Below are 14,173 nucleotides of genomic sequence, written 5' to 3'. Positions count from 1 at the left end.
CGGGGTGTCGGAACGCGGGTGTCAGAACCGGTAGCTCGCGCCGAAGAGCACGTCGAAACTGTCGTAGCCGGATCTGAAATCGAAGCCGCCGTTGCCGACGCTTTCCTCGTTGATCACGAAATAGCGCGCCTCGCCGAAGAGCTGGACGTTCGGCGTCACGTCATAGCCCAGGCCGCCGATCAGCTGCCAGGCGAATTCGTAGTCCGACCCGAAGGTCTGGCCCGCGTTCTCGACGGTGAGATCGGCGATGCCGATGCCGCCGCCGGCGTAAGGATGGACCGCCTCGCCGGGTCCGAGCGGCCGGAACCTGTAGAGCGCATTGACCATCCAGGCGTTCGATTCGGTTGATCCGTTCGCACCGCCCCGCAGCCGGGCATCGGCGTCGCGGTAGACGTATTCCGCCTCGAGCGAGAGCGAGCGCGAATAGTCGTAACCGATCCCGGCGCCCAGCACGGTGCCGGTGTCGTATTCGAGGCCGCTCGATGCGCCGGTCCCCGTGTCACGATCATTGAGGGTGAAATCGTCATCATCGGGCATGGTCCAGCCGCCGAAACCCTTGATGTAGTAATCCTGCGCGCCCGCCGCGCCGCCCGTCAGCGCCGCGATGGCGAGAACCGCCGCCGCCATGATCCTGTGCTCGATGTTCATTGTCTTCTCCGGACCCGATGAAACTGCTTCGCGGCTCATATGCGCCGATGCCCGCGCCCGGCCAGCGGCCAGCGCCCCACCGCGCGAAATCGTGAGCGCCGCCCCCCCGGCGGCGCGCACCGCGCCTAGCCCTGGCGCAGCGCCGTGACTTCGATCTCGACCTTCATCTCCGGCCGGATCAGCGCGGCGATCACCGTGGTATTCGCCGGCCGCACCTCGCCGAGCGCCCCGCGCAGCGCCGGGCCGATCGCCGGATGATCGGCGGCATCGGCGAGGTAGATCACCGTGCGAACCACGTCCCTGAGCGAGAATCGGGCTTCCTCCAGGGCCACCGCGATGGTCGCGAGCGCGTTCGCCGCCTGCTCTCCCGGATCGGCGGGCATCGACATCGTGCGGTAGTCATAGCCGGTGGTTCCGGAGACGAAGCACCAATCGCCCTGGACCACCGCCCGGCTGTAGGCGAAATCCTTCTCGAACGGCGATCCCGTCGTGATGAGGCTGCGCATGGTCCCTCCAAAAGCCCGTGTCCGCGGCATCCTTCCCGCCGGGCCACCATCGGTCAAGGCGGCCAGGGTGATGCGTTTCGCGACAGGTCCGGCCGTTCCGGGCATTTTCCGACAAGTTTCGCGGCCGTGAACACGTTTCCGCGACCAAAGGACCGTTGCCGGGCAGCCGCGGGCGCCTATCATCGCATTCGATTCCGCCAAGGCACACGGGGACCCAGGCGCTGACCCGACCGCCGGACGTGGAACGAACAAGAGATCAGAAGATCACTGGATGGGTTGGAACATGCGAAACAAGATCCTCGTCGCCCTCTCGCTGGCCACTGGCTGCCTCGCCCTTCCCGCGCTGGCACAGGAAGCCGATCTCGCCGCGGGGGAGAAGGTCTGGAAGCGGTGCGCCGCCTGCCACATGATCGGCGACGGCGCCGAGAATCGCGTCGGACCCGAGTTGAACGGCATCATCGGACGCAAGGCGGGAGGCCTCGAGGGCTTCAAATACTCCGATGCGATGGTCAAGGCCGGCGAGGAGGGCCTGGTTTGGGACAATGAGCAGCTCCACGCCTATCTGGAGAATCCGAAGAAGATGGTCCCGGGCACCAAGATGGCCTTCGCGGGCCTGAGGAAAGTCGAGGACCGCGACGCCGTGGTCGCCTATATCGACGCGAACGGCGGCGAAGCCGCGCAGTAGCCGCCTGGCAGACCATCTCGGACGGGCCATCCCAGGCGGGCTCCCTCCGCGGCTGTCCTGGGCCGGCCCCCTCGGACGCCACTTCAAAACGCGTGCGGGATGCGGTATGGCGCGCCGTCATGAGCACCAACCCGCCCGATCTGCGCCCCGACAGGGCGCCGCGCCCGCTTCTGCCCGAGGCTTCCCGCGAGGCATCCCGTCCGGGACAGCCGCGGATCGGCATGGTCAGCCTCGGCTGCCCCAAGGCGCTCGTGGACAGCGAGCGCATCCTGACGCGACTCCGCGCGGAGGGCTACGCGATCTCGCCCGACTACGCGGGCGCGGACGCGGTGATCGTCAACACATGCGGCTTTCTCGACAGCGCCAAGGCCGAGAGCCTCGAAGCCATCGGTGAGGCGCTGAACGAGAACGGCCGGGTCATCGTCACCGGCTGTCTCGGCGCGAATGAAGACTACATCCGGGGCGAGCACCCGAACGTGCTCGCCGTCACCGGGCCGCAGCAGTACGAACAGGTGCTCGACGCCGTGCATGGCGCGGTCCCGCCCGCGCCGAATCCGTTCATCGACCTTCTGCCCGCGACGGGCGTCCATCTGACACCACGGCACTACAGCTACCTCAAGATTTCTGAGGGTTGCAATCACAAGTGCAGGTTCTGCGTCATCCCGGACATGCGCGGCCGCCTCGTCTCGCGCCCGGCGCACGCGGTGTTGCGCGAGGCGGAGAAGCTGGTAGAGGCCGGCGTGCGCGAGCTTCTCGTCATCAGTCAGGACACGTCCGCCTATGGGCTGGACCGCAAGCATGACGCGCACCCCTGGAAGGGCGGCGAGGTCCGGAGCCATATCACCGATCTCGCCCGCGCGCTGGGCCAGTTCGGCGCCTGGGTGCGCCTCCACTATGTCTACCCCTATCCGCATGTGCGCGAGCTGATCCCGCTGATGGCGGAGGGGCTGGTGCTGCCCTATCTCGACATCCCGTTCCAGCACAGCCACCCCGACGTGCTCCGGCGCATGGCCCGGCCCGCCGCCTCGGCCAGGACGCTGGACGAGATCGCGCGCTGGCGGGCCGACTGCCCGGAGATCACGCTGCGCTCGACCTTCATCGTCGGCTATCCGGGCGAGACGGAGGCGGAGTTCCAGCACCTGCTCGACTGGCTCGGCGAAGCCCGGCTCGACCGGGTCGGCTGCTTCCAGTACGAGAATGTCGAGGGCGCGCGTGCCAATGCGCTGCCCGATCACGTGCCCGACGCGGTCAAGCAGGAGCGCTGGGAGCGGTTCATGGCGACCGCCCAGGCGATCAGCGCCGAGAAGATGGAGGCCAAGGTCGGGACCTGCCTTCAGGTGATCGTCGACACGGTCGATGACGAGGGCGCGACCTGCCGCACCTGGGCGGATGCGCCGGAGATCGACGGCAATCTCTTCATCGACGAGGGTTTCGCGCATCTCGCACCCGGCGACATCCTGACCGTCGAGGTCGAGGAAGCGGCGGATTACGACCTCTGGGGCCGCCCCGTCTGACGACCCTCCGGCGCGCGCCCCGAACCCACCCGCCGGACCCGGAACCGGGCAACGTTTTCCGTTGCCAATCCGGCACATATCGCCACCATGATTGCCGAAGGATCGAGGGAGAGCGAGATGGAGACGAATCCTGTCTCAGTGACCGTCCATGTGATCGGCAAGGTCCAGGGGGTGGGCTTTCGGGCCTGGACCGATGACTTGGCGCGCGAACTCGGGCTGGCCGGTTGGGTCGGCAACGACCCCGACGGCTCGGTGCGGGCGGTATTCACCGGCTCCGATCAGGCGGTGAACGCGATGCTCGAGCGCCTGCGCGAAGGACCGCGGGCGGCGCGCGTCGATCGTGTGACCACCGCGCCGGCGGACCCGAGCGATACCGAGGACGGCTTCCGCATCGTCTCCTGACGAGAACGCGATATCACGGGAATTCCGGAAACTTACAGGTCCAACCCGAAAAACTGGTTGAACGCGCTCTTTTCATAGGCGCCGAAGGCCGCGCTCTCCGTGAACCCGCGGCGGCGATAGAGCGCCACCGCGGGCTCGAAGGCCGGGCCGCTGCCCGTCTCCAGGAGAAGCCGCGTCATCCCGCGGCGGCGTGCCTCGGCGATGATGTGCTCCAGCAGGGCGGCGCCGACGCCGGCGCGAAGATGGGCCGGGTCGGTCCGCATCGACTTGATCTCGCCGGTCCCGTCGCCCAGGGCGCGCAACGCGCCGGTCCCGCGGATCTCCGCCCCATCCCAGGCGCTCCAGACCGTGACATCCGGCGCGCCGAGCCCGAAGAGATCGAGCGCGAAAACGTGACCGGGCGGTGAAGTCGCACGCATTCCCTCGAGATGACGGCGGAGGAGGTCGATCGTCCGCGGGTCGGTCAGGTCGTCCTCGCGGATGGCAAGGGCCGGGATCTCGCCCCGGCCCAGCGCGCCCGTCACACCAGCCCCCGCGCCATCGCCAGCGCCCCATCGAGCGCGGTGCCCTTCGGCTCCCTGATCCGCGCCGCGTAGCGGCGCGCGAGCTGCTCGGCGAAGAGCCGCCCGACCCCGCCGACGAAACAGATCGGCGGATCACCCTCCACCGAGAGCAGGTCGATCGCCGCCGCGATATCGTCGCGCGCCTTCGCGATCACCTCGATCGCGGCGCCATCGCCCATCGCGGCGGCACCGAAGATCCGCGGCACCAGGGCGGCGTAGTCCGCGGGGCTCGCCGAGTGCGCGAAGATGATCAACCCCTCCGGCCCCTTCGCCTCGATGACGAGCGCGTCGAGCAGAGCCGAGCGCGGGCGCAGGCCGTCATGCGCGAGCAGGGCCGCTTCGAGCACCGCCTGCCCGAGCCGCGCGCCGCCGCCGAGATCAGACAGACGGAAGCCCCAACCGCCGACCGTGCGGACGATGCCTTCCTCCTGCGCCGCGAAAACCGATCCGGTTCCGAGCAGCGCGACGATCCCGTCCTCCGCGCCGAGCGCGCCCTTGACGGCGATGACCACATCGCTTTCGAGCCGGGAACTCGCGAAGGGGAGATCACGCTCCATCCGACGCGCCGCGGCCGGGACATTCGCCCCCGCGAGCCCCAGCACCGCGTCGAGATCGCCGAAGCTCGCGTCGAGTCCCGCGGCCCGCAGCGCGGCGTCGGCGGCGGCGAGGATGTTCACCCGGGATTTCTCCGGATCGGTCATGATATTGGCCGATCCTGCCTCGCCACGCCCGAGAACGACCCCGTCCCCGTCGGCGATGGCGGCGCGGCAGTTCGTCCCGCCCCCATCCACTCCGAGAAAAAATGCCATCGCCACTCCCAGGCCCGCGCGCGCTCCAGGCAATAAGAAACGCGCGAGCGGGGCCAGGCAACCGGAAACTCGTCAGCCGGGGCGAAGCGGTGCGAGGTCGGTCAAGGCCGGGACGAGGCGTTGGCGGGCCACCCAAGGGGCGCTGGCGGAGCCGAATCTCGCGACCGATAACCTCGGCACATTCGTCCGCCGGACCCACTTCGCCTTCCAGACTCGGCTCGGAGATCCGCGCATGGGCGGCGCGCCCGCGTCAGAGCGTGTAAAGCGCCCCGTATTTGCGTTCGAGATAGCCGAGCAGCGCCTCCTCGCTCGGCGGGTGCCCGCAGGCCTCCTCGATCAGCGCGGCGGGCGGCAGCAGGCGGCCGCGGGCGTGGATCCTGGCCCGCAGCCAGTCGACGAGCGGCCAGACATCGCCGGCCGCGAGCAGCCGCTCGAGATCCGGCATCGCCGCGCGCATCGCCGCGTAAAGCTCCGCCGCGTAGACGTTTCCGAGCGCGTAGGTCGGGAAATAGCCGAACAGCCCCGCCGACCAGTGCACGTCCTGCAGGACGCCGAGCCGGGCCTCCGGCACCGCGACGCCGAAATCGGCGCGGAAGCGGTCGTTCCAGGCGGTTTCGAGATCCGCGACATCGAGCGTTCCGGCGATCAGCTCGCGCTCCAGATCGTAGCGCATCATGATGTGCAGGTTGTAATGCACCTCGTCCGCCTCGGTGCGGATGAAGCCGGTCTCGACGAGATTGACGGCGGCGTAGAAGGATTCCGGCATGTCGACGCCGGTCGAGCCGAATTGCGCGCCGACCGCGGGGCAGAGCCATTCGCAGAAGGCACGACCCCGGCCAAGCTGATTCTCGAACAGCCGCGATTGTGATTCGTGCACCGCCATCGAGGCGGACATTCCCGCCGGCAGCAGCGCCTGCGCGGGACCGAGCCCCTGTTCGTAGACCGCGTGACCGAGCTCGTGGATCGTCGCATAGACGCACTCGCGCGGATCGCTCTCGTTCACGCGGGTGGTGATCCTCACATCCCCGCCCGAACCGGCGGAGGAGGGATGCACCGCGAGATCGAGCCGCCCCGCCTGCCAGTCGAAGCCGAAGACATCGCAGAGCCGGCGCGAGAGCGCGATCTGACCGGCACGAGCGTAGGACCCGGTGAACCGCGGCATCCTCCAGCCAGACGCCGCGATCCGCGCGCGAAGCTGCGTGAGACGGGGCCGCATGCGCTCGAACATGCCGGTCAGTTCGGCCTCGGTCATCCCGGGCTCGTATTCGTCGAGCAGCGCCTCGTAGGGCGTCTCCCCGTTCCCGACCAGAAGCCGCGCCTGTTCCCGCTTGAGCGTGACCACGCGTTCCAGCACCGGGGCGAAATCGGCGAAGCTGTTCGACTCCCGCGCCGCCTGCCACACGGTCTGCGCCAGCGCGGTCGCGCGGGCGATCTCGCCGGCGAGTTCCGCCGGCACCCGCGTGGCCCGGCGCGAGATGCGACCGGCCTCCGCGACATTGACCTTGGCGGCGGGATCGAGATCGGCGTCCTTGAGCAGCTCCGCGAGTTCGGCGAGCCTCGGCGCCGTCGCGAGCGCATGCGCGGCGCTCGCCACCGCGGCGCATTGTTCCGCGCGCCGCGCCATGCCCTTGGGCGGCATCTGGGTTTCCTGGTCCCAGTTCAGCAGGCTCGACACCTCGTCCAAGGCGCCGAGACCGCGCAAATGATCGGCGAGCTCGGCGTAAAGGGTGGCTTCGTCCAACTGATACTCTCCGCGTCCCGCGCTTGCGAAGGGCCGGCACCCGCGCCGACTCCTCAGGCCGGACCCTGTTTAGTGCCGGAAAAGCGAAGCTGCAACCGGCCCCACCGCCCGACTCCGGCCGCGCCGCGCGATCGCTCCCGGATATTTTCGCCGCGGTGCCGAAGACGCGATCGAAACGTTCTGCCGCTTGACTTCGCGCCGCCCTGATCGCTCAGTTATGGGGTCCGGGCCTCGCGAGGGGCGCGGCCGGCCGTTCAGGCGCGAGGACACGCATGACACAGCATCTCAGCCATCGTCTCGGGCATGCCCTCGCGATCGCCATCGCCCTCGGCGCGCCGGTGGTCCGTGCCGAGACCCCCGCGGACGAGCTGATCCAGGCCTCGATGATCGACGACATCCTGTCGCTCGACCCGGCCGAGGCCTTCGAGTTTACCGCCGCCGAGATCGTCGGCAACATCTACCAGCCGTTGATCGCCTACGATCTGAAGGATGTCTCGCAGATCCGCGGCGTCGTCGCGGAAAGCTGGACCGTCTCGGAGGACGGCAAGACGATCAGCTTCAAGATCCGCGAGGGCAACAACTTCGCCTCCGGCAACGCGGTCACCGCGGCCGACGCGGTCTTCTCGCTCAAACGCGCGGTGAAGCTCGACAAGCCGCCGGCCATCATCATCAGGCAGTTCGGCATCACCGGCGGCAATGTCGATCAGGCGATCATCCAGACGGCGGATTACACCTTCGACTTCACCATGGACCAGCCCTACGCGCCGACGCTGGTGCTCTACGCGCTGACCGCGACGGTCGCCTATGTCGTCGACGAGGAACTCGTGATGAGCCACGAACAGGACGGCGACCTCGGGTACAATTGGCTCCGGACGCATTACGCGGGATCGGGGCCTTACAGGCTGCGCGAATGGCGCGAGAACGACATCGTGGTGCTCGAACGCAACGACAAGTACGTGGGCGAGGCCCCCGCGATGGAGCGGGTGATCTACCGCCATATTCCGGAGCCCGCGACCCAGCGCCTGCTGCTTGAGAAAGGCGACATCGACATCGCCCGGACGCTCGGGCCGGAGGAATTCGCCGTGCTGGCGCGCAACCCGGAGATCGCCATCGATTCGGGTGTGAAAGGCTCGATCTACTACCTCGGCCTGAACCAGAAGAACGAATACTTGGCGAAGCCGGAGGTGCGCGAGGCCTTCAAGTATCTCGTCGATTACCAGGCGATCGCCGACACGATCATGCGCGGGGATGTGATCGCGCATCAGTCCTTTCTGCCCAGGGGCTTTCTCGGCGCGATCGAGGACGCCCCCTATTCGCTCGACGTCGCGAAGGCGAAGGACCTGCTCGCCCGGGCCGGGCTGCCGGACGGCTTCTCCGTGACCCTCGACACCCGCGACACGCCCGATCTGACCGGCATGGCCGAGGCGATACGGCGGTCGCTGGCGGAGGCTGGGATCACGGTCGAGATCGTGCCGATGGGCGAGGCGGAGGCCCTGACCCGGTACCGCGCCCGCGCGCACGACATCCATCTCGGCCGCTGGGGTCCGAACTACCAGGACCCCCATGCCAATGCCGGCACGTTCGCGAGCAACCCCGACAACGGCGACGGCGCGACGGCGAAGACGCTCGCCTGGCGCAACGCGTGGTATATCCCCGAGGAGACCGCCGAGACGCGCGCCGCGATGCTGGAGCCCGACGCCGCGAAACGCGCGGAAATGTACGAGGGCCTCCAGCGCGAGAGCCAGAAGAGTTCGCCCTTCGTCATCATGTTCCAGGAGATCGAACGGATGGCACGGCGCGCCAGGGTCCAGGGCCTGGCCATCGGCCCGTCATTCCAGGACAACGCCTTCGCGGGTGTGACCAAGGAGTGAGCGACTCCGGGGCGGCGCGCACCCTCTCCGCCTCCCGCCCGCGCGGCGGCGGCCGGCGCCCGGCCCGGATCTGACCCGCCTCCGCCCCGGCTTCCCGGCTGCCTCGGGCCGACCGAAGCTCTCAATCACATACGTCCCAGGAAATCGAATGACCCCTGCCCCGCCCGCCGCCCCGCTGATCTTCGACGGCCACAACGATCTCCTGCTCCGTCTCTGGCGCGCGGCGCCGGGGACGCGTGACCGGCTCTGGCTTGAGGGCGACGGGCGCGGTCATCTCGACCTGCCCCGGATGCGCGCCGGCGGCTTCGGCGGCGGTTTCTTCGCGATCTACGTCCCCTCGCCGACACCCCGGGGCGTCGATTTCGACGCGCTGATGGACAACCCGCCCTATGACCTCGCACTTCCCGAGCCGATCGAGGCGCCGGCGGCGCAGCCCGTCGCGCTCGCGATGGCCGGCATCCTGAAGCGGATGGAGCGCGTCTCGAACGGCGCCTTCCGGCTCTGCGTCACGGCGGCGGAAGTCGAGGACTGTCTCGCGCGCGGCGTGGTCGCGGGGATCATGCACATGGAGGGCGCGGAGGCGATCGGCCCGGATCTCGACGCGCTTCACCTCTTTCATTCGATGGGGTTGAGATCCCTCGGCCCGGTCTGGAGCCGGCCGACGATCTTCGGTCATGGCGTCCCGTTCCGGTTTCCGGGCGATCCCGATACCGGCGAGGGGCTGAGCGATCTCGGCAAGGCGCTGGTCCGGGCCTGCGGTGAGCTGCGAATCCTCGTCGACCTCTCGCATCTCAATGCGAAGGGTTTCGACGACGTGGCCGCGGTCTCGGACGCGCCGCTCATCGCGACGCATTCCTGCGCCCATGCCGTCTCCGCCTCGACGCGGAACCTGACCGATCGCCAGCTTGCCATGATCGCGGAGCGCGACGGCATGGTCGGACTCAACTTCGCCACCTCCTTCCTGCGTCCGGACGGCCGGCGGGGCGCGGACATCGGCTGGGAGCCGATCCTGCGCCATCTCGACCACCTGATCGGACGGCTCGGCGAGGATCGCGTCGGGTTCGGCTCCGATTTCGACGGGGCGATGGTGCCGGAGGGAATCACCGATGTCGCGGGCCTGCCCGCGCTGCGCCTGGCGCTCGCGCGCCATGGCTACGACCAGGCCCTGATCGCGAAGCTTTGCAACGGCAACTGGCTCCGCGCGCTTCGGGCGACGCTGGGGAAATGACGGCCGATGCCAGGCGGTTGCGAGAAGCGCTGGCGGCGGCGGCCCGCCCGCGGTAACCAAGTGGTCCCCCGCCCTCTTGACCGGGCGCCGGGCGCCGGACAGAGATCGGTTGGCGGAGCGGAAGGATGGAAGACACGATGCTTGAACGACGCGGTTTCCTGAAAGGCGCCCTGGGCGCGCTCGCCTCCATCGCATTCGGCCTCCCCGCGGCACGTCTCTTCGCCGCGGACCCCGTGACCGCGCTGGCGGGGGAGAGCATCGGCGAGGGCCTGCACCTCGTCGATGGCTGGATCCTCACCACGGCCGATCTGCGCGCCATCTCGTCCCATGAGGTCTGACGCCACCGCCGCCGACCGCGGCGGGTTCGAGCAGGTCTATGACGCCTGCGTGATCGGGGGTGGCCCGGCGGGGATCACGGTCGCCCGGGCGCTCGCGCGCGGGGGCGCGAAGGTCGCGCTGATGGAGGCGGGCGGGCTCGAGATCGAACTCGATTCCCAGGACCCTTACGTCGGCGAGAACGTCGGGCTCGACTATTTCCCGCTCGATACGTCGCGGCTCAGGTTCTTCGGCGGCACGTCGAACCATTGGGCCGGCTGGTGCCGGGCGATGGAGCCGGTGGATTTCGTTCCGAAAAGCTTCAATCGGCTGAGCGGCTGGCCGATCACCAAGCTCGACCTCGACCCCTACCGCGCCGAGGCCGACCAGATCCTCGATGTGCCGAACGAATCCGAGGCGCCGAACCTGCCCTTCGCGCAGAACGCCTACCGTTTCCACCGTTTCCAGTTCCGGTGGAGCCCGCCGACCCGGTTCGGCGAGAAATACCTCGACGAGCTCACCAATTCGGACCGTATCGACCTCTGGCTCAACGCCAATCTGGTGGCGATGCCGATGGACGAGGCCGGGACCGAGGTTCAGGGCGCGGTCTTCAAGTCCTACGCGCCCGATGACCGGGGCTTCACCGTCAAGGCGCGCTACTACGTGCTCGCCACGGGCGGCGTCGAGAACGCGCGTCTCCTGCTTGCCATGGACCAGCAGTTCCCGGAAGGCATCGGCAACCGGACCGACATGGTCGGCCGCTTCTTCTGCGACCATCCACATTTCGTGATCTCCGACGTGGTGCTGCGCCAGCCGCAACAGGAGCGCGAGTATTTCATGCCGACCGAGGAGTTCCTGTTCGAGAACGAGATCATGAACTTCGGCCTGCGGCTGGAACCGGAATACCACCCGCCCGAAACCGGCGTCGCCGATTCGCTGATCCGGGGCGCCGCCTGCGGACGGGATTTCAGCGAGCGGCTGGCCGAGAAGGTGCTGGGGCGCGAACTCGCCAACTGCGATCTCGGCGGGATCGAGGCCTGGTGGAACATGCGGGGCGAGCCCCGGCCGGAGCCGCTCGCGATCACGCGGATCGCCTTCGAACAGGCGCTGAACCCCGACAGCCGGGTGCGTCTCGGGACGGAGCGCGACGCCTTCGGACTGCGCCGGCCCCTGCTCGACTGGCGGATGTCGGAGATGGATGTCCATACGATGCGGACCGCGGCCATGGCCTATGGCGCGCATATCGCCGAGCAGGACATCGGCCGGCTCAAGCTCCGCGACTGGCTGACCGCCGAGCCGGCGAAGATCCCCGGCACGGCCGAGGACGAGGTCGGGGGCAAGCATCACATGGGCACGACGCGCATGTCCACCGATCCGCGCGACGGCGTGGTCGACGGCGACTGCCGGGTGCATGGGGTGGACAATCTCTATATCGGCGGGTCGAGCGTGTTCTCGACGCCCGGCCACTCCAACCCGACCTATACCCTGACCCAGCTGGCGCTTCGGCTCGGCGACCACCTGACACGCCGCCTGTCCACCTGAGCGGGCGGCTCCGGACAACGTTCTCGCGAGGTCACAGACTCTCTCCCGCGGCTGCGTGGTCGCGGCGCGCGCACCGCATCCGACTTCCGGCGGCGCGATACCGGGCGCGTGAGCGGGATGTTCCTCGCGCACGGCCGGATCACTTGTTGATCCGGTTCGGGTAGAGACCGGGTCTCCGGCAAACCACGGTCGGCCCCGGATCGCCGGTTTGAGGTCTGGGGGATGTCGGCTCGATCTCCTAACGAGAGAGCCAGACACGCCCCATCCCTCGCCCGCGCCTCACAAGGCCCAGTTCAAACCACGCGATCGGTCGGCGACGCGGCCGCGCCGTTCGCGGCCGGACCCGGCGGCCTCACTCCATCGCGAGGATGTGGTTACGCACGACGGGGTAGATCTCCTGCTCCCAGCGCTTGCCGTTGAAGACGCCGTAGTGGCCGACATTGGCCTGGAGATGGTGCCGCTTCAGATGCGGGCGCAGCGAGGAGCAGAGCTCATGCGCGGCGCTGGTCTGGCCGAGCGCGCAGATGTCGTCGCGTCCGCCCTCCACGGTCAGGAGCGCCGTCTTGCGGATGGCTCCGGGGTTCACCGGACGGCCCTGATAGGTGAACTTCCCCGTCGCCAGCTCCGCGCGCTGAAAGATGCGTTCGATCGTCTCCAGGTAGAATTCCTCGGTCAGATCCAGAACGGCGAAATATTCGTCATAGAAGGACTTGATCTTCTCTGCCTCGATCGCATTCCCCGCCGCCAGATATTCATGAAGCCTCTGGTGCTGTTCCTTGTGCCGGTCGAGATTCATCATCATGAAGGCGGTGAGCTGGACGAAACCCGGGTAGACCCTGCGGCCAGCGCCCTTGTAGCGGCCAGGCACGCTGGAGATGACGTTCCGTTTGAACCAGCCGAGCGGCTTGCCCATCGCGAGTTCGTTCACCGTGGTCGGGCTCTCGCGCGCGTCGATGGGACCGCCCATCAGGGTCATCGAGAGCGGCACCGAGGGATGATCGTTCTCCGACATGACCGCGACGGCGGCGAGCCCCTGCACGCAGGGCTGGCAGACCGCGAGGATATGCGCGCGACCGCCGATCTCCTCGAGGAAGCGAATCACGTAGCTCATGTATTCGTCGACGCCGAACCGGCCCGCGTCCACGGGCACGTCGCGGGCATTGGCCCAGTCGGTGACATAGACCTCGTGATCGCGCAGCAGCGTCTGGATCGTCCCGGCGAGAAGCGTCGCGAAATGCCCCGAGAGCGGGGCGAGGACCAGAACCTTCGGCTGGGGTATCTCGATGTCCTTGGCGAAGCGCAGGAGCTTTCCGAACGGCAGGTCGAGCACCACCTCCTCGGCGACGGGGTATTCCCGGCCACTGATCAGCACCGGCTTGACGTGGAAATCCGGCCGAACCTGCGTCAGGCGGAACCGCTGGATCAGTTCGAGCGTGGCATCGAGGCGGCGAATCGGCTCGTACCCGGAGCCCCAGCGCAGCATCGCTCGAAACCATGTCGATGCGTACCTCAGCTGCCCGATCAGATCATCCTGCAACTGGTACGTCTGGTAGAGCATGCATCACTCCTGGCTACGATCGGACCGCGAGACTTCGCGGTACCCTGGCCCCGGTACAGAAAAAGCTAGTGCAAACCGTTTTGCAATGCGAGATGTTTGTTGCTGCGATGCAACGACGATCCGGAGGCGAGCATGTCCGACGCTGTCCTGACGATTTCCTCGAAGAACTATTCCTCCTGGTCGCTCCGGGGTTGGCTCCTGTGCAAGATGGCCGGGCTCGACTTCGACGAGAAGCCGGTCGACCTCAGCCATGCCGCGTCCCGGCAGGAACTGCTGCTGCTGTCGCCATCGGTTCTGGTTCCGCGGCTGTCCCATGACGGGGTGGAGATCTGGGACACGCTGGCGATCGCGGAATATCTGAACGAGGTCTTCCCCGAAGCCCATCTCTGGCCCCGGGACCGGTTCCGCCGCGCGCATTGCCGCGCCGTCTCGGGCGAGATCCATTCGGGCTTCTACAACCTGCGCTCGGCGCTGCCGATGAACCTCAAGGCGCGGCACGAGAAGTTCAAGGTCTTCTCCGGCGCCCGCCCCGATATCGAGCGGATCAGAACGATCTGGACCGAATGCCTCGAATCGCATGGCGGGCCGTTCCTCTTCGGCCGGCCGACGGTGGCCGACGCGATGTATGCGCCGGTCTGCACCCGCTTCCGTACCTACGCGGTGGAACTCACGCCGCTGCTGCGCGCGTATTGCGACACGGTGTTCGACTGGGATCTGATGAAGGAATGGACCGAGGGCGCCGTAGCCGAGCCCGACGAGATCGTCGAGCTCGAAGTCGAGTTCTGAGCCCC

14 protein-coding genes are annotated in these 14,173 nt (G+C 68.0%); 8 read left to right on the top strand and 6 right to left on the bottom strand.

What is annotated here, in order from left to right; all coding sequences use genetic code 11:
* Positions 1-21: 21 nt before the first annotated feature.
* Together ACLJK8_RS04490 and ACLJK8_RS04485 are read right to left on the bottom strand one after the other, a co-directional pair.
* Positions 22-648, bottom strand: a complete 627-nt coding sequence (locus ACLJK8_RS04490; RefSeq protein ID WP_413148904.1) for an outer membrane protein — start codon at positions 646-648, stop codon at positions 22-24.
* A gap of 125 nt (positions 649-773) precedes the next feature.
* Complete coding sequence (locus tag ACLJK8_RS04485) at positions 774-1,154, bottom strand: RidA family protein (protein ID WP_413148903.1); 381 nt, start codon at positions 1,152-1,154, stop codon at positions 774-776.
* A gap of 283 nt (positions 1,155-1,437) precedes the next feature.
* Between ACLJK8_RS04485 and ACLJK8_RS04480 the strand changes: the two genes are divergently transcribed.
* From ACLJK8_RS04480 to ACLJK8_RS04470, 3 genes are all read left to right on the top strand, one after another.
* The gene (locus tag ACLJK8_RS04480) at positions 1,438-1,839 is read left to right on the top strand and encodes a c-type cytochrome (protein WP_413148902.1); all 402 of its coding nucleotides are present in this window, start codon (positions 1,438-1,440) and stop codon (positions 1,837-1,839) included.
* A 119-nt stretch (positions 1,840-1,958) separates the two neighbouring features.
* Positions 1,959-3,353 (top strand): 30S ribosomal protein S12 methylthiotransferase RimO, encoded by a 1,395-nt coding sequence (gene rimO / locus ACLJK8_RS04475; protein ID WP_413148901.1) that lies wholly within the window; start codon positions 1,959-1,961, stop codon positions 3,351-3,353.
* 117 nt (positions 3,354-3,470) lie between these two features.
* On the top strand, positions 3,471-3,755 hold the full coding sequence (locus tag ACLJK8_RS04470) for an acylphosphatase (RefSeq protein WP_413148900.1): 285 nt from the start codon (positions 3,471-3,473) through the stop codon (positions 3,753-3,755).
* Between the two features lie 32 nt (positions 3,756-3,787).
* On the opposite strand, the gene ACLJK8_RS04465 is transcribed toward ACLJK8_RS04470, so the two are convergent.
* The 3 genes from ACLJK8_RS04465 to ACLJK8_RS04455 form a co-directional block, all read right to left on the bottom strand.
* On the bottom strand, positions 3,788-4,279 hold the full coding sequence (locus tag ACLJK8_RS04465) for a GNAT family N-acetyltransferase (RefSeq protein ID WP_413148899.1): 492 nt from the start codon (positions 4,277-4,279) through the stop codon (positions 3,788-3,790).
* Positions 4,276-5,127 carry a BadF/BadG/BcrA/BcrD ATPase family protein gene (locus ACLJK8_RS04460; RefSeq protein ID WP_413148898.1) on the bottom strand — a complete coding sequence of 284 codons (852 nt, stop codon included), beginning with the start codon at positions 5,125-5,127 and terminating at the stop codon, positions 4,276-4,278. Before ACLJK8_RS04460 ends, ACLJK8_RS04465 begins: the two co-directional genes overlap by 4 nt.
* Positions 5,128-5,377: 250 nt before the next feature.
* Positions 5,378-6,868, bottom strand: a complete 1,491-nt coding sequence (locus tag ACLJK8_RS04455; RefSeq protein ID WP_413148897.1) for a carboxypeptidase M32 — start codon at positions 6,866-6,868, stop codon at positions 5,378-5,380.
* A gap of 272 nt (positions 6,869-7,140) precedes the next feature.
* On the opposite strand from ACLJK8_RS04455, the gene ACLJK8_RS04450 reads away from it, so the two are divergent.
* From ACLJK8_RS04450 to ACLJK8_RS04435, 4 genes are all read left to right on the top strand, one after another.
* Positions 7,141-8,739 carry an ABC transporter substrate-binding protein gene (locus ACLJK8_RS04450; protein WP_413148896.1) on the top strand — a complete coding sequence of 533 codons (1,599 nt, stop codon included), beginning with the start codon at positions 7,141-7,143 and terminating at the stop codon, positions 8,737-8,739.
* Between the two features lie 148 nt (positions 8,740-8,887).
* On the top strand, positions 8,888-9,967 hold the full coding sequence (locus tag ACLJK8_RS04445) for a dipeptidase (protein WP_413148895.1): 1,080 nt from the start codon (positions 8,888-8,890) through the stop codon (positions 9,965-9,967).
* A gap of 125 nt (positions 9,968-10,092) precedes the next feature.
* A complete protein-coding gene (locus tag ACLJK8_RS04440) occupies positions 10,093-10,305 on the top strand; it encodes a hypothetical protein (RefSeq protein ID WP_413148894.1) in 213 nt (70 codons plus the stop codon).
* Positions 10,295-11,824, top strand: coding sequence for a GMC oxidoreductase (locus ACLJK8_RS04435; protein WP_413148893.1), 1,530 nt, complete (start codon positions 10,295-10,297; stop codon positions 11,822-11,824). Before ACLJK8_RS04440 ends, ACLJK8_RS04435 begins: the two co-directional genes overlap by 11 nt.
* Before the next feature lie 352 nt (positions 11,825-12,176).
* Here the strand turns inward: ACLJK8_RS04435 and ACLJK8_RS04430 are convergent, their stop codons facing one another.
* Positions 12,177-13,382 carry a polyhydroxyalkanoate depolymerase gene (locus ACLJK8_RS04430; protein ID WP_413148892.1) on the bottom strand — a complete coding sequence of 402 codons (1,206 nt, stop codon included), beginning with the start codon at positions 13,380-13,382 and terminating at the stop codon, positions 12,177-12,179.
* Positions 13,383-13,514: 132 nt separating this feature from the next.
* Between ACLJK8_RS04430 and ACLJK8_RS04425 the strand changes: the two genes are divergently transcribed.
* On the top strand, positions 13,515-14,168 hold the full coding sequence (locus tag ACLJK8_RS04425) for a glutathione S-transferase (RefSeq protein ID WP_413148891.1): 654 nt from the start codon (positions 13,515-13,517) through the stop codon (positions 14,166-14,168).
* Positions 14,169-14,173: the final 5 nt, after the last annotated feature.

Source organism: Amaricoccus sp. W119 (genome assembly GCF_047275745.1).
GTDB lineage: Bacteria > Pseudomonadota > Alphaproteobacteria > Rhodobacterales > Rhodobacteraceae > Amaricoccus.
Note: the sequence above shows the minus strand (reverse complement) of the source record. Positions and strands in the feature narration are given on the sequence as shown.